Here is a 22,423-nt window from a genome sequence, read left to right as displayed (position 1 = left end):
ATCATGTGATTCGACGAGAAGGAGACGTTGTAATGAGCGAACAGCATGCGGGCGATGCCACCGCAGCACGGGAGGAGGCCCACGCCGATCCGTTCGAGGCGTCGGCCTCCAAGATGCGCGCGGCAGGCATGAGCGAGACCGCCATCGGGCAGTTCCGCCGCCTGTACGACGTGTGGCGCGGGGACAGCGCCTCGGAGTGGATCCGCGAGGCGGATGTGGAGCCGCTGACCGATGTGCCGAGCTTCCACGACGTGTACCAGACCATCGACCATGACAAGGCCGTGGGCGCCTTCGCCAAGACCGCGTTCCTGAAGCTCAACGGCGGCCTGGGCACGTCGATGGGCCTGGACTGCGCGAAGTCGCTGCTGCCGGTGCGCCGGCACAAGGCCAAGCAGATGCGCTTCATCGACATCATCATCGGCCAGGTGCTCACCGCGCGCACGCGTCTGGGCGTGCGGCTGCCGCTGACGTTGATGAACTCCTTCCGCACCTCCGAGGACACGATGCGCGTGCTGCGCCGCAACCGCCGCTTCCATCAGGAGGACATCCCGATGGAGATCATCCAGCACCAGGAGCCCAAGCTCGACGCCGCCACCGGCGAGCCGGTGAGCTTCCCGGCCAACCCGGAGCTGGAGTGGTGCCCGCCGGGGCACGGCGACCTGTTCTCCACCATCTGGGAGTCCGGACTGCTTGACAAGCTCCAGGAACAGGGCTTCGAATACCTGTTCATCTCCAACTCGGACAACCTGGGCGCGCGTCCCTCGCGCACCCTGGCGCAGCACTTCGAGAACACCGGCGCCCCCATCATGGTGGAGGTGGCCACCCGCACCTACGCCGACCGCAAGGGCGGCCACATCGTGCGCGACAAGGCCACCGGCCGGCTCATGCTGCGCGAGATGACGCAGGTCCATCCGGACGATAAGGACGCCGCGCAGGACATCGCCAAGCATCCGTACTTCAACACGAACTCCATCTGGGTGCGCGTCGACGCGCTCAAGGAGCTGCTCGAGAAGCATGACGGCGTGCTGCCGCTGCCGGTCATCCGCAACATGAAGACCGTCGACCCCACCGACCCGAGCACCACCAAGGTGGTGCAGCTGGAGACCGCGATGGGCGCCGCCGTGAGCCTGTTCGACGGTGCGATCTGCGTGCAGGTGGACCGCATGCGCTTCCTGCCGGTCAAGACGACGAACGACCTGTTCATCATGCGTTCCGACCGCTTCCACCTGACCGATTCCTACGAGATGGAGGATGGCAACTACATCTTCCCGAACGTGGACCTCGACCCGCGCTACTACAAGAACATCAACGACTTCAACGAGCGTTTCCCGTACTCGGTGCCGTCGCTGGCCGCGGCGAACTCGGTGACCATCCACGGCGACTGGACCTTCGGCCAGCATGTGGTCATGTTCGCGGACGCCGTGCTCGAGGACCAGGGCGAGCCAAGTTATGTGCCGAACGGCGAATACGTGGGCCCGCAGGGCGTGGAGCCCGACGACTGGGTGTGAGCCCCGCAGGCGGGCATGGCATTGGTGGGGCGGCCCGCGAAGGGCCGCCCCACTTGGCGTTTCGCAAGGAATCCGACGCGATCCGGAGTACGCCGAGGCAGGCCCGCTGGACAATTCGAGGCCCTTTTTTACGCAAAACGCATGGAGCGGACGCAAAAGCCGCTAATATAGGAAGGCAGAGACGGGCGCTCATCGCCCGCACGCTTAACATAAACCTACCGATACGTGAGGACTAATGGCAGAGGGCAGCACCGGACGGCGGCGGTTTTCCGACAAATGGGGCAAGCATGAGCTCGATGTGCTCGCAGTGCTCTCATCCGCCTTCCCCCAATGGCTGACCTCACGCCAGATCGCCCAGCGCGTCAAGGCCTACGCCGACTCCTATGGCGAGCTCGCCGACCAGGCCGCCAAGGCCGCGTTCGCCAAGCAGTTCCAACGTGACCGCGCCAAGCTCGCCGCGATGGGCATCGCCATCGAATCGCGCCAGCCCGAGTATTCCTCGAAGTCTGAGGGGCAGGACTTCGCCTCCTACCGTCTGCAGCTGGGCGACGAGCCGCGCATCCGCATGGTGTTCGAGCCGGAGGACATGCCGGTGCTCGCCGCCGCCAACTATCTGGCCCGCTCGATGTCGATCTCCCAGGAGAACGAGCGCCAGGAGGAGCAGGCCTCGCATATCTCACGCACCGCTCCGCGCGTGCCGCAGACGCCCGCGCCGGGCCTGGGCCTCGACTCCATCGCTCCGGGCCTGGGCACCCAGGCCATCCCGGACGAACTGGTCAAGGAGATCGACTCCCGCCGTTTCGCCGCGACCGTGGATGTCGACGGCGACCACATCAACGTCGCCTACACCGATTCCGACGACCTGGCGATGTTCGTGCTCGAACATCCGGGATCGATGATCGTCAGCCCCCAGGAGGCGGTCGACGCCTTCAACCGTCGTCTCAACGCCGCCAAGGCCTTCCGTCCCGCCGAGACGGCCGAACCTGTCGAGACCGCCCCCTCCGGCACGGATGGCGCCGCCGGGGGAGAGGATGCCTCCTCTGAGGCGAAGAAGGCGAAGAAATCCTCCTCCTTCCAGACCGGCAGCGAAGTGGACCGCCGCCTGCGGCTCATGCTGTTCCTCTCCGCTCATATGGGCGAGGAATACTCGATGGAGGAGCTGGCCGACCGCTTCATCGGCGAGCCTAGGACCGAGGACGAGCGGCGCAAGCACATCGCCACGATCCACAAGGACATCAACACCCTGACCACCGTCTCCGACGACGGCGAGATGGCCGGCAGCCAGTTCTTCGACATAGACTGGTCCCTGCTCGACGCCGAGGGCATCGTCTCCGCCACGAACTCGCTGGGATTGGAACGTCTCGCCGGCATCTCCCCGCAATACCTGAGCATGCTCACCGCCTCGGTGAGCTACCTGGCCCATTCGCCGCTGCTGCCCGCCGCCCAGCGCAAGCAGGCCGAGGCGCTCTACCACCGCCTCCACCAGCATGTGCGCCCCGGCCAGACGCCGTGGGTAAGCCTGACGGGCTACGAGCTCGAGCCGCGCAGCTTCGGCGTGGTCAAGCGTGCGATCGACCGCCACGAGCTGCTCGACATGACCTACACCGATTCCACCGGCGCGTTCCGCCGCAAGCTCGTCGCCCCGGTGCGCATCTACGTGGATGAGGGCGAATACTACGCGGCCATGTACACGCTGGTCGCCGACGCCGCCCCCGAGGACAAGGCCAATCTGGTGGACAAGGCCGCCACCGGTACCCGCGCCAACGGCCGCTCGCGCATGTGGCAAGTGCTACGCCTGGCGCGCATCGAGAAAGCCGAGCCCGTGCAGCCCGTCAAACCGTTGGACATCCCCGAGATGACGGTGGGTGAGCTGCGCACGTGGAGCTTCGACCACGGCACCGCCACCTGCTTCATCACCGACTCCCACGACCTCCGGTTCGTCAAGAACCTGCCCGACGCCACCGTCGAGCCGTTCGGCGACGGCGACAAGGTCCGCCTCACCGTCTCCTCCGACTCCTGGTTCGTGGCCTTCTGCATCGCCCACGCCCGGCACATCACCGCCGTGGCGCCGGAGACGCTGCGCACGATGATCGTCGCCCGCGCCGAGCGCGAGCTGTCCGTCGGCGAAGGCAAGTAAGGAGGTCGCGATGCCTTGGTGGGTCTGGCTGGTCCTCGCCCTGTTCATGCTCGCCATGCTCGTGGCCGGGCTCGCCTACGCCGCGCTGCATGCCTTCCGCGGTGTCAAGTCCCTGTCCGACGTGGGCGGCTGTCTGGGCGAGCGCGTCGCCAAGCTCAGCCAGCCTTCGCCCGACGGCGCCGCCGACGAGGCGCCGTTCTTCACCCGGCCGCTCACGGACGCGACCGACCGCTACGCCGACGCCCACGCCGCCGTCCTCGCGCGCAAGGCCGCCAAGCGGGAGCGCCACGCCGAGCGGTGGGCTCGCTGGCGCCGCTTCAACAACGACTGACGCATACGGCCGCGCCCCCCGCGCTCGGACCGACCATCCATCCATTCCCATATCCTGTTAATTCCTACATCCCGTTAATTCCCACACCTCGTTACGGACGCACCATGGCACGACACCATCGCAGGAAGCACACCGACAGCACCGACGCGGCGCAGGACCGGCCGCAGACGGCGGCCGACCGCTACGCCGCCTTCCGCCAGCGGCAGGTCCACGACCGCTCCCTGGCGGCCCGGTTCGCCGAAAGCCTGCCCTTCGACCTCGACGATTTCCAGACCGAGGCGAACGACGCGCTGGAGGCCGGCAGCAACGTGCTCGTCGCCGCGCCCACCGGCGCCGGCAAAACCGTCGTCGCGGACTTCGCGGTCTATCTGGCCCAGCAGCGCAACGTCAAGGCCTTTTACACCACGCCGATCAAAGCGCTGAGCAACCAGAAGTACCACGACCTGGTCGAGGCCTACGGCGCCGACCGCGTGGGACTGCTCACCGGCGACACCTCGATCAACTCCGAGGCGGACATCGTCGTGATGACCACCGAGGTGCTGCGCAACATGCTCTACGAGCACTCCACCACGCTGGACGCGCTGCGCTACGTCATCCTCGACGAGGTCCACTATTTGGCCGACCGATTCCGCGGCCCCGTCTGGGAGGAGGTCATCATCCACCTGCCCAGGCGCGTCAAGATCGTGGCGCTGTCCGCCACGGTCTCCAACGTCGAGGATTTCTCCGCCTGGATCGCCTCCGTGCGTGGCGAGACCCGGCTTGTCGTCTCCGAACACCGTCCGGTGCCGCTGGAACAGCATGTGCTCGTCCAGGCCGACGACCACACCGAGCCCGAGCTCCTTGACCTGTACCGGCGCGACGGCGAGGGCCATCAGACGCTCCAGCTCAACGCAGGGCTCGTCAACCGGCTTGACCAGCTCGACCGGCAGGCCGCCCGCCGCGCCGGGGAACGTCCCGAGCGGCGCTCGGGTCGCCGCGGCAGGGGAGGACGGCCCGAGCCAGCCTCCCGCGGCGGGCGCGACCGCAAGCCGATGCGCCACCTGCCGCGCCGGTGGGCCGTCGTTGACGAGCTCGACTACCTGGGCATGCTGCCCGGCATCTACTTCATCTTCTCGCGCAACGGCTGCGACCAGGCCGTCGACCAGTGCCTCGACGCGGGGCTGGAGCTCACCAGCGACGCGGAGGTGACGCGCATCCGCCGCATCGTCGACGAGATGGTCGAGGGGCAGATGAGCGCCGAGGACCTCAAGGCCCTGGGCTTCCAACGCTTCCGCTTCGCCCTGGAGGAAGGCTTCGCCGCGCATCACGCCGGCATGGTCGCCCTGTTCCGGCAGATCGTCGAACGCCTGTTCGAGGAGGGCCTGGTCAAGGTGGTGTTCGCCACCGAGACGCTGGCCCTGGGCATCAACATGCCCGCCCGGTGCGTGGTCGTCGAGAAGCTCGAGAAATTCGACGGCACGGGCCATGTGGCGCTCACACCGGGCGAGTTCACCCAGCTCACCGGCCGCGCCGGCCGCCGCGGCATCGATACCATCGGCCATGCAGTGGTGGTGGACCACCGCGGGTTCGTGCCCGCCACGGCCGCCGCGCTCTCGTCCAAACGCGTGTACCCGCTGCATTCCAGCTTCAGGCCCACGTTCAACATGGCCGTCAACCTGCTCGATTCCAGCGACATGGCCACCTCGCGCACCACGCTCGACCATTCCTTCGCCCAGTGGGAGGCCAACGCCTCCGCCTGGCAGCTGGAGGCGCAGATGGACTCGCTCAAGGAAGCCATCGCCGGATACGAGCGCAACTTCCACTGCGAGCACGGCGACTTCCGCGGCCTCATGGAGATCCGCATGGAGCTCGCGGAGGCGGAGAAGGGGGAGCGCAACCGGCTCAAGCACACCGTGTTCCGCTCCGACAAGGCCCGGTCCGAGGCCTTCCGCGCGCTGGACCGCAAGATCGCCCGCCTGCGCGAGGCCGACCGCGAGCATCCGTGCCGCGACTGCCCGGACATCCAACGCCACCTCAAATGGGGCCACCGTTGGATGCGCGAGATGCGCGAGCTGACGCGGGTGGAGCACCGCTACGATTCGCGTACCGGATCCGTCGCCCGCCAGTTCGACCGCATCTGCACGGTGCTCGGCGAGCTCGGCTACCTCGACGGCGTGCCCGGCGTCACCCGCGGCGGTCACCTCGACGGTTCCCGCGGCGCGGCCGGTGACGCCGGCGAGCCGGATGTGACGCTCACCGAACGCGGCCAGCTGCTGCGCCGCCTGTACAGCGAACAGGATCTGGTGCTCGCCCAGGCCATCGTCTCCGGTGTCTTCGACCTGTTGCCGCCCGCGGGGCTGGCGGCCGTCGCCTCCGCGCTCGTGTACGAGGCACGGCGTGGCGGCGGGGGAGAACCCCGCCGCTATCCGGGCGGCTCCCGCGGCCCCATCGCCGCGGCGGCCGGCGAGCTCAAGGCCGTCCACGCGCAGGTGGACGCGCTGTGCGAGGACGAGGGCCTCGACGAGCTGCCCCGGCTCGACTTCGGCATCGTCGACGTGATCTACGACTGGGCCGACGGCGAAAGCCTGGCCGCCGTGCTCAAAGGCACCGAGCTCACCGGCGGCGACTTCGTGCGCAACGCCAAGCGGCTGGCGGACGTGCTCCAGCAGGTCGCCGTCGCCGGCCCGTACCTGGGCGAGGATCGCGGTGACCTGGCCGACCGTGCGCGCGAGGCCGCAGACTTGGTCAACAGGGGAGTGGTGTCCTACTCCGGCGTCGACTGAGCCGTAGGCCTGGCAGGAGCACAGCGGGAATATCCGGCACGTCCGCGCGGTTGGATACCGTGGACGAAGCACAACAAGCATAAGGAGCGCATAACCATGGCAGAACGCAGCCTCAGGGGCATGAGCATCGGCGCGAAGTCGCTGGAATCGGACGCGAACGTGGACTTCGCGGCCCGTGAGGAAACCGCCTACGTGTGCCCCAAGGGGCACCGCACCATCCTGCCGTTCGCCGAGGGCGCGGAGATCCCGGACACCTGGGAATGCCGCTGCGGCGCCACCGCGCACCGCGAGGGCGACGACGCCCAGGCCAACGAGATCACCAAGCCCACCCGCACCCATTGGGACATGCTGCTGGAGCGCCGCAGCATCCCCGAGCTCGAGGAGCTGCTCGAGAAGCGCCTCAAGATGCACCGCGAGGGCTGGGTCCCGGACTACGAGTGATTCCGGCCACCGACGCAACGACCGCAACGACAAGGAGCACTTCAGCCATGACCGCGCCCACGCATCCGCGCAACGTCGTCCTGCTCGACCTCGACGGCACGCTCACCGATTCCGCGCCCGGCATCATCGCCTCCGTCACCAAGACCTATCAGGCGCTGGGCATGGCCGTCCCCGATGACGCCGAGCTGCATCGGTTCATCGGCCCCGCCATCATCGAATCCTTCCGCCGCAACCATATGCCCAAGGACCGCGAAAACGAGGCCGTGGACACCTACCGGCGTTTCTACGCGCAGGAGAACATCTTCGACGATCCGAACAACCCCGGGCAGAAGGTTCCCGGGCGGTTCGTCAACACGCTCTTCGACGGCATCCCCGAGCAGGTGCGCCGCCTGCGCGCCGAAGGCTACGCGCTGTATGTGGCCACCTGCAAGCCCGAGTATCAGGCCGTGCCGATCTGCGAACGCTTCGGCGTGACGCCGCTGGTCGACGGCGTGTACGGCGCCAGCCAGGACAACTCGCGCCTCGACAAGGACCAGGTCATCCGGTACTGCTTCGAGCACATCGGCTTCGACGCCGCGGCCGGCGACCGGGCGCTCATGGTCGGCGACCGCTGGACCGATGCCGACGGCGCTTTGGCCTGCGGTTTGGACTGCCTGGGCTGCGGCTGGGGCTATGCCGAACCCGGCGAGCTCAAGGCGCACGGCGCGTACCGCATCATCCCGGCGGTGTGCGATCTGGCCGACGCCGTGGACGAGTATTTCGCACACTGACGGCTCCGGTTCCCTGACCCATCTGGCCTTATGCGCGGAGGGGGCGCCATATGAATATGGACGGAGGCTGCACCACCCAAACAGGTGAGCCATGCCCCCGAAACCCTAGGACTGAGTGACTTGCTGTTCCTGGCTTGGATCACCAGCCCCGCCATCCTCGCGTGCACGCTGATATTCCTCTGGCCGTTGATTCATATGGCGCGTACCGAGCGAGGGCGCGCCCGCATCGTGTGGTGTGTTCTGCTGGCGTGCGACGTGCTGCTGATTGTGGTGTTCGGGCTGCTGGCAGCCAGTTTTCTGACTTTGCCCCGCTGACGAATCAAATTAACCCACGGGGACCTTGCTTTGGATTGCATGGATAAGGTAGGGGACAAGGGCACATGCAGCGGAGCATGTGGCGCACTCCTCCGGGGGTGCCATTCCCAGTGTCAGATTCAGGGAAGGCTAGAGAAACCGATGAACAAGCCGACGAAAATCACCATAGGCACGCTCGCCGCCACGGCAACCCTCATGGGCGCGGCCATGCCCGCCATGGCCCAGGCCAACGTGGACGCGGCCGCTCAGAATCTCGACGCCGCCAAGACGGAGCAGTCGCAGGCCCAGCAGCAGGTCGACCAGGCGCGGCAGGACAGGGACCAGGCTCAGCAGGACAAGGATGCCGCTCAGCAGGCCAAGGACGAGTTGCAGGAGCAGAACGACCAGATCAGCCACGGACAGCTTGGCGCCAACCAGGCGCAGGCGCAGGTCAACATGGAACATGCCGACAGAATCAACCAGGATGCGCAGACGCAGGCGCAAGACGCGGCCGATGCGGCGCAGACCGCCAAGGAGAAGCTGGAGGAGGCGCAGCGGCTCGCCGGCGACGCGAACGACCCTGCCAAAATCCAGGCCGCCCATGAGGCCGCCCAGGAGGCTGATGCGGCCGTCGAACAAGCCCAGGCCGACGCCGACTCGAAGATCATCCGGAGAAGGAGGCGAAGGGCCGCGCCGACCAGGCGGCGAAGGCGAAGCAGGAAGCCGATCGGAAGCTTAAGGAGGCGGAGAAGGCGAAGAAGACCGCCGACAAGACCGGCGACGCGACGAACCTGTCCGGCACGCTGGCGGACTCCCGCACCCGGAACGCCGATGATGTCGAGACAGGATTGGCACGGACCGGCGCGGACACGACTGTGATCGTCGCGACTGTGATTACGCTCGCCATGGCCAGTGGAGCTTGCTGGGTAATCCGCCGTCGTCAGCAGACCGACTGAATGCCCCAGATATTGGTTTGAGATAGATACGGGACGGGACCGGGAAGAGTGTTTCTCGGTCCCGTCCATGTATTTCGTGAGGCACTGATATCTTATGCCGATAATGTACGTTATGTCAGATTAGTGGCGTTAAGTTCACCGAACACCGTCCCCCGCATCGGCAATGGCGCCGCGACCCCGGTCTCTGTCATCGGCCTCCGTCATCATTTACATCATCTACGGGAGCCCGCGGCTTTGAGGATCTCGTCCATTTGCGAGAGCATCGCGCGCCGTGACTGCAGGTACAGCAACGCCACCTGCGCCAGCACCAGCACGAAGGTGGCCACGATGGACGGCCACAGCGCCGCCTCGTAGAACGCCTTCCACGCGCCGTGGTAACCATCGATCCCGAGGATGAGCACCATGTAGCCGGCTCCGAACAGGAGCAACGACGCCAGATGCGCATAGGCCACCGCCCACGGCACCGGTTTGACGGACGGATGATGGCGGTCCTTGGCCGTCAGATCGCTGCTGGCCACGGCGATGGCCATCACCGTCAGCGCCACAACCAGTCCCGAGCACCACAGCACCACCGGCAATACGACGTCCATACGGTTTTCCTTTCGAGTGATCGATTCGAGACGCGTTATGCCACGCGCTGGGCTGTGGCGCCGTCAGCGGTATCCGCAGTCTGCTCACGGCAGGCTTGGCGCGCCTTGCGCTGCGCTTCGAGGCGCTTCCTCATGCGCGCGGCGGTGATGTCGTCGATCGGCCTGCCGGCGGCAGCCGTCACACCCGCGGCGTCGAGGTCGACATGGTCCTCATGCTCCAGCGCGTCGCGGATCTGCCGCCACAGCGTTCCCACGGACACAGCGAACACGGCTCTGCCGCTTTGCAGCAGCGCCATGAGCTGGTCGCTGGACGTGCATTCGTGCACATGCTGGCCATCGCACACGATCGTCACATACTCCAATTGGCTGGTGGTGCGCTGTCCGAGGAAGCCGATGGCGGCGGTCACGTTCTGCAGGTTCACACCGGCGTCGAGCAGCCGTTTGGACACCGCGAGAATCACCACATCCTTGAACGAGTACAGCCGGCGCGAGCCGGACCCATGCGACGGTGTGATGGAGGGCTCCACGATGCGCTTGCGTGCCCAATAATCGAGCTGACGGTAGGTGATTCCCGCTACCTTCGAGGCGACGGTCCCCCGGTATCCGCGCGTAGCGGGCTCCTCCCCCGCCTCGGCGAACAGCTCGCCCTGCACGGCGCCGCAGTCCGCGGGATCGTCGTCCCACACGGACTCCTCCCCTGGTCGCAACGCGGTGTCCACGGCAATCTCACTTGACGATGGCGGACCTTGTGAAGAACACGAGGCGGAACTTGCCAATCATGATCTCGTCGCCGTTGTGCAGCGTCGCTTGGTCGACGCGCTGGCGGTTGACATAGGTGCCGTTGAGGCTGCCCGCGTCGATGACGGCGAACGTATCCCCCGTGCGCCGGAACACCGCATGCGAACGGGAGACGGTGGCGTCGTCGAGGAGGATGTCGGCCTTCGGGTCACGGCCGACGGTCACCTCGTCCTCGTCGAGCAGATACCGGGAGCCCGATAGAGCGCCCCTGGTGGAGATGAGCAGCGCCGTTCCCTCCGACAGCTTGGCGATGGTGTCCAGGTCCTCCTGGGTGAGCGGCCGGTCGCCGGTCGAGGTGATGGGTATCGTGATGGCGGGCATGCCGATGACAGTCGTCTCGCCCGCGCTCGGAATCGGATCAGTCATAACTTCTCATTGTAGTGGCTTCGCATAGCGCTGGCTGTCAGTGGCACGCACGGAGTCGATGATCACCTCGTCGGAGGTGGTGACGGTGACGCGCGAACCGAACATGACCTTGAGCCTGGACCCCACTCCCCCGGCGATGTCGACGGCGTTCTGCAAGGCTGAGGGATCGCCGATGGCCCGGACCACGTAGGGTGGGTCCAGGGGCTGGCCATCACACACCAAGTGGTCGTCACGCTGGCCGATGTAGGTGGAGGTGACGACCCGCACGTCGTTGAGCTCGATGACTTCGGCGCCGGCGTTGCGCAGTTCCTCGATCAGCGTGAACAGCGTGGCGGCGTCCACGTCCTGCTTGGAGCCCTGGCTGATGCGCACGATGATGCCCTGGCCTTGCGCGGGCAGACGGCCGGAAAGGATGCCGCTGGTCTGCTCGTTCTGCTTGGCGATGCGCTCGGCCTCGGCTTTCTTGTCGGCCTGCGACTTGAGCGAGTCGAGCTGGGCGGTCAGCTCGTTCTTGCGCTGCTCCAGCTGCCGCGCCTGCTGGCTGGTGCGGTTGATGAGGCTGACGAGCTCGTCTTCCGAAAGCGTCTCGTAGGTGGAGGTGGTGTTGTTGACCTGGGTCATGTAGCCGAAGCCGAGCATTGCGCACAGCAGCACGATGAGCACCGAGGTGCCCAGCCGTGCTTTGGTGCTGGCTCTGTTGAGATCCGGCCTGCCGCGCGTGGCCTTGCGTCGCACGACCGGGAAGGATCCGGTCTCGGTGCCGTCGTTGCGCCGGTCGGTGGCCCGCTGGTGCCTCAGCCGTGTCGCCGCCTTCTCGTGGCGTTCCTTGCCTGCCATCGCTCAGCCCCGGAAGATGAATCGGCGGATGGCGGACACGTTCGAGAAGATGCGGATGCCGAGCACGACGATGACGGCGGTCTGCAGCTGGGAGCCGACGCCGAGTTGGTTGCCGAGGAACACGAGCAGCGTGGCGGTGACGACGTTCGCGAAGAACGAGATGATGAAGACGCGGTCGGAGAAGCTGCGCTCGAAGTAGGCGCGCGCCGCGCCCAGGAGCGCGTCGAGCGCGGCTACCACCATGATCGGCAGGTAGGGCTGGACCTGGATCGGAATGTCCGGCTTGACGAACACGCCGATGACCACACCGATGATGAGTCCGAGCACTGCGGGCATCGCTCACTTCTCCTTCGCGTATTGGAGTTCGCCGCTGATGGCTGTCTCCAGTGTAATGTCCCCCGACTTGTGAACCTGCATGCTGATGCCGGCATCGCCGAAGACCTGGTACAGCTGCGGCTGGGTGCTTTTGCCGAGGGTGTGGGCCAGCGCGCCGCGTTCTCCGATCGCCTCGATGCGGTACGGGCTTTCCACGGAGTCCAGGCCGACGAGGATGAGGCCTCCGGCCTCGCGGATGGCGGTCTGGGCGCCGAGCCGGTGCCCGTTGACGGCGATGGCCTCCGCCCCTGCCTCCCATAGCACGGAGACGATCTGCTGCAGATCGGTGTCGGTGACGACGCGCAGCTGGTCGGCGCTGGTTCCCTTCGCCGAGGCGTCGGACACGGACAGCGGGTTGGCGATGGTGACGACGATTCCTTCCCCGTGCACCCGGGTCAGGCCGATGGCGGCGTTGTCCTGGGCGAGCGTGTGGGAGGCATCGCCGGGAGCGGCGTCGTTGGTGTGCCGGGTGATCTCGGATTGCAGGGCGTCCACCTCGCGGTTGAGCGAGGCGACCTCGGCGGAGGCTTCGTCGAGCTGGGCGGCGAGGGAGGCTCGCACGGGACGGCGCGGGTCGGTGTGCAGCTGGCGGACGATGACGCTGCCGGCCACGCCGACGGCGATGCATACGAGGAAGACGGCGACGCGTGTGCCCCACACTTCGACGGCGCTTCGCTTGCCCCGGGTCAGGCGCGAGTCGGAGAACATCGGGTCGACCGGACGGTTGGTGAGGTCCTCGATGAGCCGCAGCGAATCGTCCTGACGCACGCGCCGGCGCCGAGGTTCCTCCCCCATCGACAGTGTGGGCGGGGCGGCATGCTGCGAGTCGAGGCCGGCGAACCCGCGGGAGAACGCGGCCCTGCGGCGGCGGGGCGACTCCGGACCGGCGGGGTAACTGGCCGGCATCGGCCCCTCGGCGCTCATGCGCGCGCCTGTCCGGGGCGGCGGAACTCCCGGCGGATGACCAGGATGCCCTGCCTGAAGTAGATGTAGCCGGCGAGCCAATACAGGCACACGCCCCAGATGCCCGCGGCGAGGGCGGCCATGCGCAGCAGCTGGAAGAACTGGCCCGTGCCTAGGTCGGCGATGGTCAGCGCCACGATGGTCATCATGAGCAGCGCGGTGCCGGCCTTGCCCACGAAGTGCACGGGCAGCGGCCCGTATCCGTACTGTGCGATCCACAGGACCTGGATGGTCATGAGCAGGTCGCGCAGGCCGATGACGATGATCATCCACCAGGGGATGATGCCCGCCACACCCAGGGCGACCACAGAGCAGATGATGAGCAGGCGGTCGGCGATCGGGTCGAGGATCTGGCCGATCTTGCTCACCTGGTTGAGTTTGCGCGCGATGATGCCGTCGAGGCCATCGGAGGCGGAGGAGATGGCGAGGACGATGAGCGCCGGGATCATGTCGTGCCGGCCCATCAGCCAGGCGATGAACGGAATGGAGACGATGCGCAGCAGGCTGATGAGGTTGGGCAGGGTCAGATAGATGTCCCTGGCCTCGGGGCTGTAGCTGCTGTCCCCATGGATGGTGGTCTCGGTATGTACGCTCATTGTCCTCGATGGTACTCGTGGGGGCCCCTCACATGCGGGAGGCCTGGATGGCGGTGACGATGATGCCGCGCGCCCCGACGTCGTAGAGGCGGTCCATGAGGTGGTTGACCTTCGCCTTGGGCACCATGACGCGCACGGCGGCCCACTGCTTGTCGTGCAACGGGGAGATGGTGGGGCTTTCGAAGCCGGGGGTCACCGCCACGGCGGCGGACACCTTCTCGACGGGGATGTCGTAGTCCATGAGCACGTAGCGCTGGGCGGTGAGCACGCCGGTCAGGCGGCGCGAGAGGATGGTCAGCCGCTCGTCGTCCTCGCTGAGCCGCGGCGAACGGATGAGGATGGCCTGGGAGCTCATGATCGGCTCGCCGAACACCCTCAGGCCCGCGTTGCGCAGGGTGGTGCCGGTGGAGACGACATCGGCGATGAGGTCGGCGACGCCGAGCTGCACGGAGGATTCGACGGCGCCGTCCAGGTGGATGGTCTCGGCGTGGACGCCGTGCTCCGCCAGATAGTCCTGCACGAGCTTGTCGAAGGACGTGGCCACGCGTTTGCCTTCGATGTCCTTGAGCTCGTGGATCGGCGAGTCGTTGGGGGCGGCGAAGCGGAACGTGGACGCGCCGAAGCCCAGGTCCATATGACGCACGGCCTCGGTGCCGGAGTTGAGCAGCAGGTCGTGGCCGGTGATGCCGACGTCGATGGTGCCGCGGCCCACGTAGACCGCGATGTCGAGCGGACGCAGGTAGAAAAGCTCCACCTCGTTGTCCGGGTCCTCGACGACGAGCTGGCGCGGGTTCGAACGCAGCCGGTAGCCCGCCTCGGACAGCATGGTCCACGCCGGTTCGGAGAGCATGCCCTTGTTGGGCACGGCGATTCTGAGCATTGTTTGGCCTCCTGGGGTCAGTGGTGCCGCGTCCTGTCCGCGGCGGTCGGTCACAGGTGCTTGTAGACGTCCTCGAGCGTGAGCCCGTGCTTGATCATCATGACCTGGACGTGGTAGAGCAGCTGGCTCATTTCCTCGGCGGTGCGGTCGGCGCCCTCATACTCGGCGGCGATCCAGGTCTCGGAGGCCTCCTCGACGATCTTCTTGCCGATGAAATGGGTGCCCTTGTCGAGTTCCTCGACGGTGAGCGACCCTTCGGGGCGGGTCTTGGCCTTCTCGCTGAGCTCTGAGAACAGCGATTCGAATGTCTTCATGGAAGGGGCCTCCTTCGTGGCCGTGGTGTATGGGTGGGCGGACGGGATGGTGGGGCGGGGCGGCATGGCGCCGCCCCGCAGGAATCAGGCGCGGAAGGCCGCCGCGGCCTTCTCGCGGATGGCGTCGATGGCCTCGGCCGGGTTCTCGGCGCCGTACACGGCGGAGCCGGCGACCAGGACGTCCGCTCCGGCCTCGGCGACGATGTGCGCGGTGGAGGGGCTGACGCCGCCGTCCACCTGGATGCGGGTGTCCAGGCCGCGGCGCGTGATCTCGTCACGCAGACGGCGGACCTTGGCCATCTGGTTGCCGAGGAACTTCTGGCCGCCGAAGCCGGGCTCGACGGTCATGACGAGGATCATGTCGAACTCGTCGAGGATGTCGAAGATCGGCTCGACCGGCTCGGCCGGGCGCACCGCGAAGCAGGCCTTGCACCCCATCTCGCGCAGCTGGCGGGCCAGGCGCACCGGCGCATGGGTGGCGCCCATGTGGAAGCTGACGGACGCGGCGCCCAGACGCGCATACTCGGGGGCCCAGCGGTCCGGATCCTCGATCATGAGATGCACGTCGACGGGCAGGTCGGTGACCTCGCAGATGCGCTTGACGATCGGCTCGCCGAGCGTCAGGTTCGGTACGAAATGATGGTCCATCACGTCGACGTGCACGAGGTCGGCGTTGGCGATGGCCTTGAGGTCGCGCTCCAGATTGCAGAAGTCAGCGGACAGGATGCTCGGTGCGATGGCGATGCCCATGGTTGGTCCTCCTTTGGGGTCGGGCTTGTGCTTGTGGTGTCGGTCCACGGCGTGGGACAGAGCGTTCCCGCGCCTTCCGACGTCCCAGTCTACTTGAGTCTACTTGGCCTTGGCGGCCTTGCGTTCCGCGGCCCGCTCCTCCTCCTGGCGCAGGCGCTCCTGCTCGTCGGCACTCACCGCGACGAGACGCTTGGCGAGTTCGCCGGTGTCCTGTCCCACGCGGTGGAGCGTGACGAAGAGGACGGCTCCGAGCGCGAACACGATGACAGCGGTCCACACGTTGGTGCGCACGCCGAGGATCTCGGTGGAGTAGTTGATACGCAGGTTCTCCACCCAGGTGCGGCCCAGGCCGTACCACATGAGGTACATCGCGAACTGCTGGCCGGCCTTGAGCCGGGCGGCCAGGCGGTGGCCGATCCACACGATCGCGGCTGCGCCGGCGAGGTTCCACAGCGCCTCGTAGAGGAACGTGGGATGGAACAGCGTGGTGGCAGGGTCCGGGCAGGCGGCGCCGTCGTAGCAGATCTCGGTTTTGCCGATGGCGTCCGCGTCGTTGAGCTTGAGGCCCCAGGGCAGGGTGGTGGGCTTGCCGTAGAGCTCCTGGTTGAACCAGTTGCCCAGACGCCCCACGGCCTGCGCGACCATCAGGCCCGGCGCGAGGCAGTCGGCGAGCAGCGCGTACGGATAGCGGCGGTGCCGGCACCACAGGAACGCGGCCAGCGCGCCCACGCCCACGCCGCCGAAGATGGCCATGCCGCCCTCCCACACCTTGAGGATGTTGACCGGATCGCCGGTGGGCGGGAAATACTGCGAGGGCGTGGTGATGCAGTGGTAGAGCCGCGCGCCAACCAGCGCGCAGGGCACCGTGACCAGCGTCGTGTCGAACACCTGATCGAAGGTGCCGCCCATGCGCTTCCAACGGGTGGTGAGAATCCACACGGCCAGGCAGATGCCGGCGAGGATGCAGATCGCATACATGTGGATGGTCACCGGGCCGATTTGGAACTTCGAGAACGTCGGCGACGGAATATAATAGGCAAGGTTCATGGTCGTCCATCCTAGCCGCGCCCTGCCCGTTCGATCGGCAGGGCGCGGCCGGCGAGGAATGGTTTCGTGGCTGGGGTCAGCGGCTCCGGGCGGCGCGCACGCCGGCGGCCAGCTCGTCGGATTTGGCGGCGAGCAGGCGCAGTCCTTCGGCGGTATCGCGCGGGGACCGGCCGTCGTCGGCGAGCAGCGTGTGCACGAGGGCGGAGCCGACGATGACGCCGTCCGCGTAGGCGCCGACCTTCGCGGCCTGTTCGGCCGTGGAGACGCCGATGCCGACGCAGACGCGCCGCGCGCCCGCTTGGCGGGTGCGGGCGACGAGCTGCTCCGGGGAAGCCGACAGCGTGCTCCGCTCGCCGGTCACGCCCATGCGCGCGGCGGCGTACACGAAGCCGCGGGAGTCGCGCGCCACGGTGGCCAGGCGGTCGTCGGCGGAGTCCGGGGAGACGAGGAAGACGCGGTCAAGGCCGTGGCGGTCGGAGGCCTCGATCCATTCGCCGGCTTCGTCGGGGATGAGGTCGGGGGTGATCAGGCCGGCACCGCCGGCGTTGGCGAAGTCGCGGGCGAAGCGCTCCACGCCGTAATGGAACACGAGGTTCCAGTAGCTCATCACCAGCGGGACGCCGCCCGCCTCGGCCACGGCCTCGACGGCCCGGAACACGCCGGCGATGCGTTCGCCGGCGCCCAAGGCGATCTGGCTGGCGGCCTGGATGACAGGACCGTCCATCACCGGGTCGGAGTACGGCAGGCCGATCTCCACGGCGTCCACCCCATGGCCGACCATCGTGTGCAATGCGTCCAGCGAGGCGTCGGGGTCGGGGAAGCCGTACGGCAGGTAGCCGATGAAGGCGGGACGGCCCTCGGCGTCCAGTCTGCGGAACATCGTCTCGCAGGGGCTGTCGCGGTGGTTGAATCCCAGCGGTTGGACCGGGGTCTCGGTGTGTTCGTTGGTGTTCATCGTCTTGTCCTCTCGTCCGTTGTGCCCATGCCGTTCACGCGACCTGGCTGCCATGCGCGCCGGTGACGTCGAGCGCGGCGGCCTGCTCGTCGGTCAGATAGCCGAACCACTTGCCGGCGGTGGCCATGTCCTTGTCGCCTCGTCCGGAGACGTTGACGATCATCACCGGATGCTCATAACCGCGCTCCTTGAGGTCGGCGGCGGCCTTGTAGGCGCCGGCGAGGGCGTGAGAGCTTTCGATGGCGGGGATGATGCCCTCGGTCTGGGACAGGTCGCGGAAGGCGTCCATCGCCTCCTCGTCGGTGGCCCAGTCGTAGGTGACGCGGCCGATCTCCTTGAGCCAGGCATGCTCGGGGCCCACGGAGGCGTAGTCGAGGCCGGCGGAGATGGAGTAGGTGTCCAGGGTCTGGCCCTCGCTGTTCTCCAGCACATAGCTCTTCGCGCCCTGGAACATGCCGAGCTGGCCGGTGCCGGGGGCGAAGCGCACGGCATGGCGTCCGCTGGCGGGTCCCTTGCCACCCGCCTCGTAGCCGTAGAGGCGCACGCGCGGGTCGTCGAGGAAGGCGTTCATCACGCCGATGGCGTTGGAGCCGCCGCCCACGCACGCGCACACTGCGTCCGGATGGTCGATGCCATACCAGTCCCTGAGCTGCTCGGCGGCCTCCTCGCCGATGATCTTCTGGAAGTCGCGCACCATCGAGGGGAAGGGATGCGGGCCGGCCACGGTGCCCAGCAAGTAGTGCGTGTCCTTGACGTTGGTGACCCAGTCGCGCAATGCCTCGTTGATCGCGTCCTTGAGGATGCGGTCGCCGAGCGTGACCTCCACGACCTCGGCGCCGAGCATGCGCATGCGCGCCACGTTGAGAGCCTGGCGGCGGGCGTCGATCTGACCCATGTAGATACGGCACTTGAGGCCGAGCATCGCGCACACGGTGGCCGTGGCCACGCCGTGCTGGCCGGCGCCGGTCTCGGCGATGACGCGCGTCTTGCCCATGCGCTTGACCAGCAGCGCCTGGCCGAGCGCGTTGTTGATCTTGTGCGCGCCGGTGTGGTTGAGGTCCTCGCGCTTGAGGAACACGCGGGGCGTGATGCCGACCTTCTCGCCGATGCGGGCGGCGAAGCGCGGCGCTTCCGTCAGCGGGCTCGGACGGCCGACGTACCGCTGCTGCAAGGTCATGAGCTCCTGGTGGAACGCGGGGTCAGCCTTGGCTTCCTCGTACACACGCTCGAGCTCGTCGAGCGCGGTGATCAGCGCTTCGGGCACATACCGGCCACCGAAACGGCCGAAATACGGGCCCTCGTGCCGGGACAGCGGCGTGGTCTCGGAGGCCTTGACGCGTTCGCCGGCGGCGACGAGGCGGCGCACAGCCAGCGTGTGGTCGTCGGCGGTGGCCACGCCCTCGCCCACCAGCACGGCGTCGGCGCCGGCCCGGGCGTAATCCTCCACCTCGACGGCGCCGAACACGCCGGACTCGGCCACGCGGATCACATCGTCCGGCAGGTCGCCGGCGAGCTCGCGATACTTGTCCACGTCGACGGACAGGTCCTTGAGGTTGCGCGCGTTGATGCCGATGACCTTCGCGCCGGCGCGGCGGGCGCGGGCGATCTCCTCGCGGGTGTGCGTCTCGACGAGCGCGACCATGCCCAGCTCGTGGGTCAGGTCGATGAGATGGCCGAGACGGTCGTCGTCGAGCGCTGCCACGATGAGCAGCACCATGTCGGCGCCGTGGGCACGCGACTCCCACACCTGGTAGTCGGTGGCGATGAAATCCTTGCGCAGCAGCGGGATGTGGACCGCGGCGCGCACACGGTCGAAGTCGTCGAGCGAGCCGAGGAAACGGCGGCCTTCGGTCAGGCAGGAGATGGCGCTGGCCCCGCCGGACTCGTAGTCGCGCGCCAGAGCGGCCGGGTCGGGGATGTCGGCCAGATGGCCCTTGGAGGGGCTGGCGCGTTTGATCTCGGCGATGACGGGAACCGCGTCCGCGCGGCGGAGCCATCGGATGGCGTCGATCGGGGCCGGGGCCTGGGCCGCCTGCTCCCTGACCTGGTCGAGGCTGACGCGCGCCTCGCGCGTCTTGGCGTCCTCGACGGCTCCCGACACCAGCTCATCCAACACGGACATGGCATTCTCCCTGGGTTTCGTCATTGGGTTTCCACGCGCCACGATAGGCATGGGACCATCCCGCCGGGCCTCGCCATCTTACGATGTGGCGCCGTGGCGGGCGGCGGGCCGTGTCCGATCCGTGGAATCCTCCCGGGGTCGCGCCGGACGCCATTACCACCGATGCGCGCGAAAATCAAGCCTTGTGCTTTCCCGGCCCCGCTGCTAGACAGAAAGCATGGCCAAGACATCCGAACCCACCACGCTGCGCGACTGTCCGCTGCGCGCGGACCTCGTCGTCACCGGCATCGACCTGGACGAGCGGCACCGCTTCCGTCTGCTGGAGCTGGGACTGCGCGTCGGCACGGTGCTGCGCGTCGTCCAGCGCGGCAATTTCGGCGGGCGCGTCGTCGCCCGCGGCTCCGAACGCATCGCCCTCGACGGCGGCACCGCGCGCGCCATCCGGGTGCGTCCCGCCGGCGGAGCCGGATCCGACGCCTGATGGCGGGGCAGGGACTTTCGAAAGGAACGAGCATGGATACGAGGAATGGGGCCGGGGCCCACGGCCACCGGCGTGGGTTCGCCGCCCTGGTCGGCCGCCACGGCGATATGACCGTCCGCTTCGAGAAGGGCGACGAGGACGCGATGACCGTCACCCGTGCGGACGCCGTCCACCGAGCCGGCATGTCCGAGGCCGCGCCTCCGGCGGCCGACGGCGTTGCGAGGCGTGTCGTCTTCGTCGGCAACCCGAATGTCGGCAAATCGTCGATGTTCAACGCCATCCTCGGCGCCAAGGCACGCGTGATGAACGCGCCCGGCACCACCGTGCTCCTCGAGGCCGGCCGGCACCGCTACGAGACACCGGAGGGCGTCCAGGACTGGGATCTGGTCGACACGCCCGGCACTTACTCGCTGCTGCCGCTCTCCCCCGACGAGAAAGTCGCGGCCGACGCGGCCATGGGCACCGGCGGCGCGCCCCGGCCCGACCTCATCGTCGCCGTGCTCGACGCGACGAACATCGCCCGCTCGCTGTACTTCCTCGCCATGGTCGTCGAACTCGGCTCGCCCACCGTGGTGGCCCTGACCATGAACGACCTCGCCAGGAAGCAGGGATGCCCGGTCAATCCGGCGCAGCTGAGCCGGCTGCTCGACGGCATGCCGGTCGTCCAGGTGGACGGCCGCACCGGCGAGGGCCTCGACCGGCTCGACGAGGCCATCGCCGGCGGCTTCGGCGGCACACCCATCCCCCGCGGTCTGCGTCCGTTGGACGGCGGCACCGTGGACGTTCGCTCCTGGGTGGAGGGCCGCGCCGACGCCCGCTTCGACTGGGCAGCCAGGATCCTCAAGGGTTTGGAGACGCATGCGCGCGACCGCGTCACGCTGTCCGACCGCATCGACCGCGTGCTGCTGAACCCGGCGCTCGGCATCGTCATGTTCCTCGCCGTCATGTACGCCGTGTTCTGGGCGACCACCACGCTCGCCGGGCCGATGCAGGACTGGTTCGACGTGGAGGTGCGCGCCTGGGCCACCGCGGGCATCGACTGGGTGTTCGGCCTGGCGGGGCCGCATGCGGCCGACGGCTGGCTTTATTCGCTGCTGGTCGACGGCGTGCTCGACGGCGTGATCACCGTGCTCACCTTCATTCCGCCGATGGGCTGCATGTTCGTCTGCCTGTCGTTGCTCGAAGACTCCGGCTACCTGGCCCGGGCCGCCTTCGTGATGGACCGCGCGATGCGCGCCATCGGTCTCGACGGCCGCGCCTTCCTGCCGATCGTCGTCGGCTTCGGCTGCAACCTGCCGGCCCTCGCCTCCACGCGCACGCTGCCCGATTCGCGCCAGCGGGTGCTCACGGGCATGCTCATCCCGTTCGCCTCCTGCTCGGCGCGGCTATCGGTCTACCTGGTGCTCGCGTACGCGTTCTTCCGCGACCATGCGGCCGTGGCCATCTTCCTCATGTACGTGATGAGCGTGCTCGTCATCCTCGGCGTCGGCATGCTGCTGCGGCGCACCAAGTTCCGTGGTCTGGAGCCCGAGCCGCTGGCCCTGAGCCTGCCGCCGTACCAGGTGCCGCGCCTCGTCATGCTCGTACGTTCCGTGCTCGCCCGCCTGTGGGGCTTCGTGCGCGGCGCCTCGGCGATCATCGTGACCATGGTGGTGGCCCTGTGGGTGCTCCAGGGCATCCCCGCCACTGCCGACGCCGGCGGCTTCGGTCAGGTGCGGGATGTGCGCGAATCCGCCTACGGCGTCGTCGCCGAGGCGGTCGCGCCGGTCTTCGCCCCCGCCGGATTCGGCGACTGGCACGCCTCCGCCGCGCTTATCACCGGCTTCGTGGCCAAGGAGGTCGTGGTCAGCTCGATGTCGCAGTCCTACAACGTGGCGGGGTCGGACGACGCCTCCGAGCAGGAGCAGGGCGAGGGTACGCTCGGTTCGAAGGTGCGCGCCACCTTCGAACAGTCCTCGCACGGCCACGGCTCGGCCGCCGCGGTGGCGTTCCTCCTCTTCGTGCTCGCCTACACGCCGTGCCTGGCGACCGTGGCCGAGCTCAAACGCCAGTACGGCGCGAAGGTGGCGGCGCAGTCGGTGGGGCTGAGTCTGGTCGTGGCCTACGTGCTCGCGGTCGTCGCCTTCCAGCTGCTGCGATTGGTGTGGTGA

At 67.8% G+C, this 22,423-nt stretch carries 23 protein-coding genes and 2 pseudogenes; 12 read left to right on the top strand and 13 right to left on the bottom strand.

Features of this window, described 5'->3' with window-relative positions; all coding sequences use genetic code 11:
- Positions 1–32 precede the first annotated feature (32 nt).
- The 10 genes and pseudogenes from H7U32_RS02920 (at position 33) to H7U32_RS11770 (ending at position 9,199) form a co-directional block, all read left to right on the top strand.
- Positions 33–1,508: a UTP--glucose-1-phosphate uridylyltransferase gene (locus H7U32_RS02920; protein ID WP_204467922.1), complete on the top strand. Its 1,476-nt coding sequence runs from the start codon at positions 33–35 to the stop codon at positions 1,506–1,508.
- Between the two features lie 235 nt (positions 1,509–1,743).
- A pseudogene (locus H7U32_RS12565) lies at positions 1,744–2,505 on the top strand (helix-turn-helix transcriptional regulator); the annotation flags it as partial.
- Positions 2,506–2,571: 66 nt separating this feature from the next.
- Positions 2,572–3,645: pseudogene (locus H7U32_RS12560) on the top strand (helix-turn-helix transcriptional regulator); the annotation flags it as partial.
- Between the two features lie 10 nt (positions 3,646–3,655).
- Positions 3,656–3,976, top strand: a complete 321-nt coding sequence (locus H7U32_RS02910) for a hypothetical protein (protein WP_204467918.1) — start codon at positions 3,656–3,658, stop codon at positions 3,974–3,976.
- A 104-nt stretch (positions 3,977–4,080) separates the two neighbouring features.
- Positions 4,081–6,738: a DEAD/DEAH box helicase gene (locus tag H7U32_RS02905; RefSeq protein WP_204467917.1), complete on the top strand. Its 2,658-nt coding sequence runs from the start codon at positions 4,081–4,083 to the stop codon at positions 6,736–6,738.
- Positions 6,739–6,834: 96 nt separating this feature from the next.
- The gene (locus tag H7U32_RS02900; protein WP_204467915.1) at positions 6,835–7,179 is read left to right on the top strand and encodes an RNA polymerase-binding protein RbpA; all 345 of its coding nucleotides are present in this window, start codon (positions 6,835–6,837) and stop codon (positions 7,177–7,179) included.
- Positions 7,180–7,226: 47 nt separating this feature from the next.
- A complete protein-coding gene (locus H7U32_RS02895) occupies positions 7,227–7,949 on the top strand; it encodes an HAD hydrolase-like protein (protein WP_204467914.1) in 723 nt (240 codons plus the stop codon).
- A 120-nt stretch (positions 7,950–8,069) separates the two neighbouring features.
- The gene (locus H7U32_RS02890) at positions 8,070–8,264 is read left to right on the top strand and encodes a hypothetical protein (protein ID WP_204467912.1); all 195 of its coding nucleotides are present in this window, start codon (positions 8,070–8,072) and stop codon (positions 8,262–8,264) included.
- 141 nt (positions 8,265–8,405) lie between these two features.
- A complete protein-coding gene (locus H7U32_RS02885) occupies positions 8,406–9,122 on the top strand; it encodes a hypothetical protein (protein WP_204467910.1) in 717 nt (238 codons plus the stop codon).
- Positions 9,119–9,199, top strand: coding sequence for a hypothetical protein (locus tag H7U32_RS11770; protein ID WP_369122465.1), 81 nt, complete (start codon positions 9,119–9,121; stop codon positions 9,197–9,199). Before H7U32_RS02885 ends, H7U32_RS11770 begins: the two co-directional genes overlap by 4 nt.
- A gap of 212 nt (positions 9,200–9,411) precedes the next feature.
- On the opposite strand, the gene H7U32_RS02875 is transcribed toward H7U32_RS11770, so the two are convergent.
- The 13 genes from H7U32_RS02875 to H7U32_RS02815 all read right to left on the bottom strand — a co-directional run bounded on the left by H7U32_RS02875 (position 9,412) and on the right by H7U32_RS02815 (position 19,792).
- Positions 9,412–9,789 (bottom strand): hypothetical protein, encoded by a 378-nt coding sequence (locus H7U32_RS02875; RefSeq protein ID WP_204467907.1) that lies wholly within the window; start codon positions 9,787–9,789, stop codon positions 9,412–9,414.
- A gap of 35 nt (positions 9,790–9,824) precedes the next feature.
- Positions 9,825–10,496, bottom strand: a complete 672-nt coding sequence (locus H7U32_RS02870; protein ID WP_440201428.1) for a MerR family transcriptional regulator — start codon at positions 10,494–10,496, stop codon at positions 9,825–9,827.
- Positions 10,497–10,515: 19 nt separating this feature from the next.
- A complete protein-coding gene (locus H7U32_RS02865) occupies positions 10,516–10,953 on the bottom strand; it encodes an FHA domain-containing protein (RefSeq protein ID WP_204467904.1) in 438 nt (145 codons plus the stop codon).
- A 6-nt stretch (positions 10,954–10,959) separates the two neighbouring features.
- Positions 10,960–11,790 carry a DUF881 domain-containing protein gene (locus tag H7U32_RS02860; protein ID WP_204467902.1) on the bottom strand — a complete coding sequence of 277 codons (831 nt, stop codon included), beginning with the start codon at positions 11,788–11,790 and terminating at the stop codon, positions 10,960–10,962.
- Between the two features lie 3 nt (positions 11,791–11,793).
- Entirely contained in the window at positions 11,794–12,126 is a 333-nt protein-coding gene (locus H7U32_RS02855; protein ID WP_204467900.1) for a small basic family protein, read from the bottom strand.
- A 3-nt stretch (positions 12,127–12,129) separates the two neighbouring features.
- The gene (locus H7U32_RS02850) at positions 12,130–13,089 is read right to left on the bottom strand and encodes a DUF881 domain-containing protein (RefSeq protein ID WP_204467899.1); all 960 of its coding nucleotides are present in this window, start codon (positions 13,087–13,089) and stop codon (positions 12,130–12,132) included.
- A complete protein-coding gene (locus H7U32_RS02845; RefSeq protein ID WP_204467897.1) occupies positions 13,086–13,724 on the bottom strand; it encodes a CDP-alcohol phosphatidyltransferase family protein in 639 nt (212 codons plus the stop codon). The genes H7U32_RS02850 and H7U32_RS02845 overlap by 4 nt, the downstream gene beginning before the upstream one ends.
- Before the next feature lie 28 nt (positions 13,725–13,752).
- Positions 13,753–14,604: an ATP phosphoribosyltransferase gene (hisG, locus tag H7U32_RS02840; protein WP_204467895.1), complete on the bottom strand. Its 852-nt coding sequence runs from the start codon at positions 14,602–14,604 to the stop codon at positions 13,753–13,755.
- A 50-nt stretch (positions 14,605–14,654) separates the two neighbouring features.
- Positions 14,655–14,918: a phosphoribosyl-ATP diphosphatase gene (locus H7U32_RS02835; protein ID WP_204467893.1), complete on the bottom strand. Its 264-nt coding sequence runs from the start codon at positions 14,916–14,918 to the stop codon at positions 14,655–14,657.
- Between the two features lie 84 nt (positions 14,919–15,002).
- Positions 15,003–15,668 (bottom strand): ribulose-phosphate 3-epimerase, encoded by a 666-nt coding sequence (gene rpe / locus H7U32_RS02830; RefSeq protein ID WP_204467891.1) that lies wholly within the window; start codon positions 15,666–15,668, stop codon positions 15,003–15,005.
- Positions 15,669–15,767: 99 nt separating this feature from the next.
- Positions 15,768–16,715: a prolipoprotein diacylglyceryl transferase gene (gene lgt, locus H7U32_RS02825; protein ID WP_204467889.1), complete on the bottom strand. Its 948-nt coding sequence runs from the start codon at positions 16,713–16,715 to the stop codon at positions 15,768–15,770.
- A gap of 76 nt (positions 16,716–16,791) precedes the next feature.
- A complete protein-coding gene (trpA, locus tag H7U32_RS02820) occupies positions 16,792–17,670 on the bottom strand; it encodes a tryptophan synthase subunit alpha (protein WP_204467888.1) in 879 nt (292 codons plus the stop codon).
- 34 nt (positions 17,671–17,704) lie between these two features.
- Positions 17,705–19,792 (bottom strand): bifunctional indole-3-glycerol phosphate synthase/tryptophan synthase subunit beta, encoded by a 2,088-nt coding sequence (locus tag H7U32_RS02815; RefSeq protein ID WP_204467886.1) that lies wholly within the window; start codon positions 19,790–19,792, stop codon positions 17,705–17,707.
- A 217-nt stretch (positions 19,793–20,009) separates the two neighbouring features.
- On the opposite strand from H7U32_RS02815, the gene H7U32_RS02810 reads away from it, so the two are divergent.
- Together H7U32_RS02810 and feoB are read left to right on the top strand one after the other, a co-directional pair.
- Positions 20,010–20,273 (top strand): FeoA family protein, encoded by a 264-nt coding sequence (locus tag H7U32_RS02810; protein ID WP_204467884.1) that lies wholly within the window; start codon positions 20,010–20,012, stop codon positions 20,271–20,273.
- A gap of 32 nt (positions 20,274–20,305) precedes the next feature.
- Positions 20,306–22,423, top strand: a complete 2,118-nt coding sequence (gene feoB, locus H7U32_RS02805) for a ferrous iron transport protein B (RefSeq protein ID WP_440201426.1) — start codon at positions 20,306–20,308, stop codon at positions 22,421–22,423.

The organism is Bifidobacterium pullorum subsp. saeculare, assembly GCF_016899725.1.
GTDB lineage: Bacteria > Actinomycetota > Actinomycetes > Actinomycetales > Bifidobacteriaceae > Bifidobacterium > Bifidobacterium pullorum_C.
Note: the sequence above shows the minus strand (reverse complement) of the source record. Positions and strands in the feature narration are given on the sequence as shown.

Coding starts and splice junctions, on each gene's coding strand:
- H7U32_RS02845 (WP_204467897.1), bottom strand. CDS start 13,724: ATGAGCGTACATACCGAGACCACCATCCATGGGGACAGCAGCTACAGC.
- H7U32_RS02810 (WP_204467884.1), top strand. CDS start 20,010: ATGGCCAAGACATCCGAACCCACCACGCTGCGCGACTGTCCGCTGCGC.
- rpe (WP_204467891.1), bottom strand. CDS start 15,668: ATGGGCATCGCCATCGCACCGAGCATCCTGTCCGCTGACTTCTGCAAT.
- H7U32_RS02850 (WP_204467899.1), bottom strand. CDS start 13,089: ATGAGCGCCGAGGGGCCGATGCCGGCCAGTTACCCCGCCGGTCCGGAG.
- H7U32_RS02875 (WP_204467907.1), bottom strand. CDS start 9,789: ATGGACGTCGTATTGCCGGTGGTGCTGTGGTGCTCGGGACTGGTTGTG.
- H7U32_RS02895 (WP_204467914.1), top strand. CDS start 7,227: ATGACCGCGCCCACGCATCCGCGCAACGTCGTCCTGCTCGACCTCGAC.
- trpA (WP_204467888.1), bottom strand. CDS start 17,670: ATGAACACCAACGAACACACCGAGACCCCGGTCCAACCGCTGGGATTC.
- H7U32_RS02905 (WP_204467917.1), top strand. CDS start 4,081: ATGGCACGACACCATCGCAGGAAGCACACCGACAGCACCGACGCGGCG.
- H7U32_RS02900 (WP_204467915.1), top strand. CDS start 6,835: ATGGCAGAACGCAGCCTCAGGGGCATGAGCATCGGCGCGAAGTCGCTG.
- H7U32_RS02910 (WP_204467918.1), top strand. CDS start 3,656: ATGCCTTGGTGGGTCTGGCTGGTCCTCGCCCTGTTCATGCTCGCCATG.
- H7U32_RS02860 (WP_204467902.1), bottom strand. CDS start 11,790: ATGGCAGGCAAGGAACGCCACGAGAAGGCGGCGACACGGCTGAGGCAC.
- H7U32_RS02815 (WP_204467886.1), bottom strand. CDS start 19,792: ATGTCCGTGTTGGATGAGCTGGTGTCGGGAGCCGTCGAGGACGCCAAG.
- lgt (WP_204467889.1), bottom strand. CDS start 16,715: ATGAACCTTGCCTATTATATTCCGTCGCCGACGTTCTCGAAGTTCCAA.
- hisG (WP_204467895.1), bottom strand. CDS start 14,604: ATGCTCAGAATCGCCGTGCCCAACAAGGGCATGCTCTCCGAACCGGCG.
- H7U32_RS02835 (WP_204467893.1), bottom strand. CDS start 14,918: ATGAAGACATTCGAATCGCTGTTCTCAGAGCTCAGCGAGAAGGCCAAG.
- feoB (WP_440201426.1), top strand. CDS start 20,306: ATGGATACGAGGAATGGGGCCGGGGCCCACGGCCACCGGCGTGGGTTC.
- H7U32_RS02855 (WP_204467900.1), bottom strand. CDS start 12,126: ATGCCCGCAGTGCTCGGACTCATCATCGGTGTGGTCATCGGCGTGTTC.
- H7U32_RS02885 (WP_204467910.1), top strand. CDS start 8,406: ATGAACAAGCCGACGAAAATCACCATAGGCACGCTCGCCGCCACGGCA.
- H7U32_RS02920 (WP_204467922.1), top strand. CDS start 33: ATGAGCGAACAGCATGCGGGCGATGCCACCGCAGCACGGGAGGAGGCC.
- H7U32_RS02865 (WP_204467904.1), bottom strand. CDS start 10,953: ATGACTGATCCGATTCCGAGCGCGGGCGAGACGACTGTCATCGGCATG.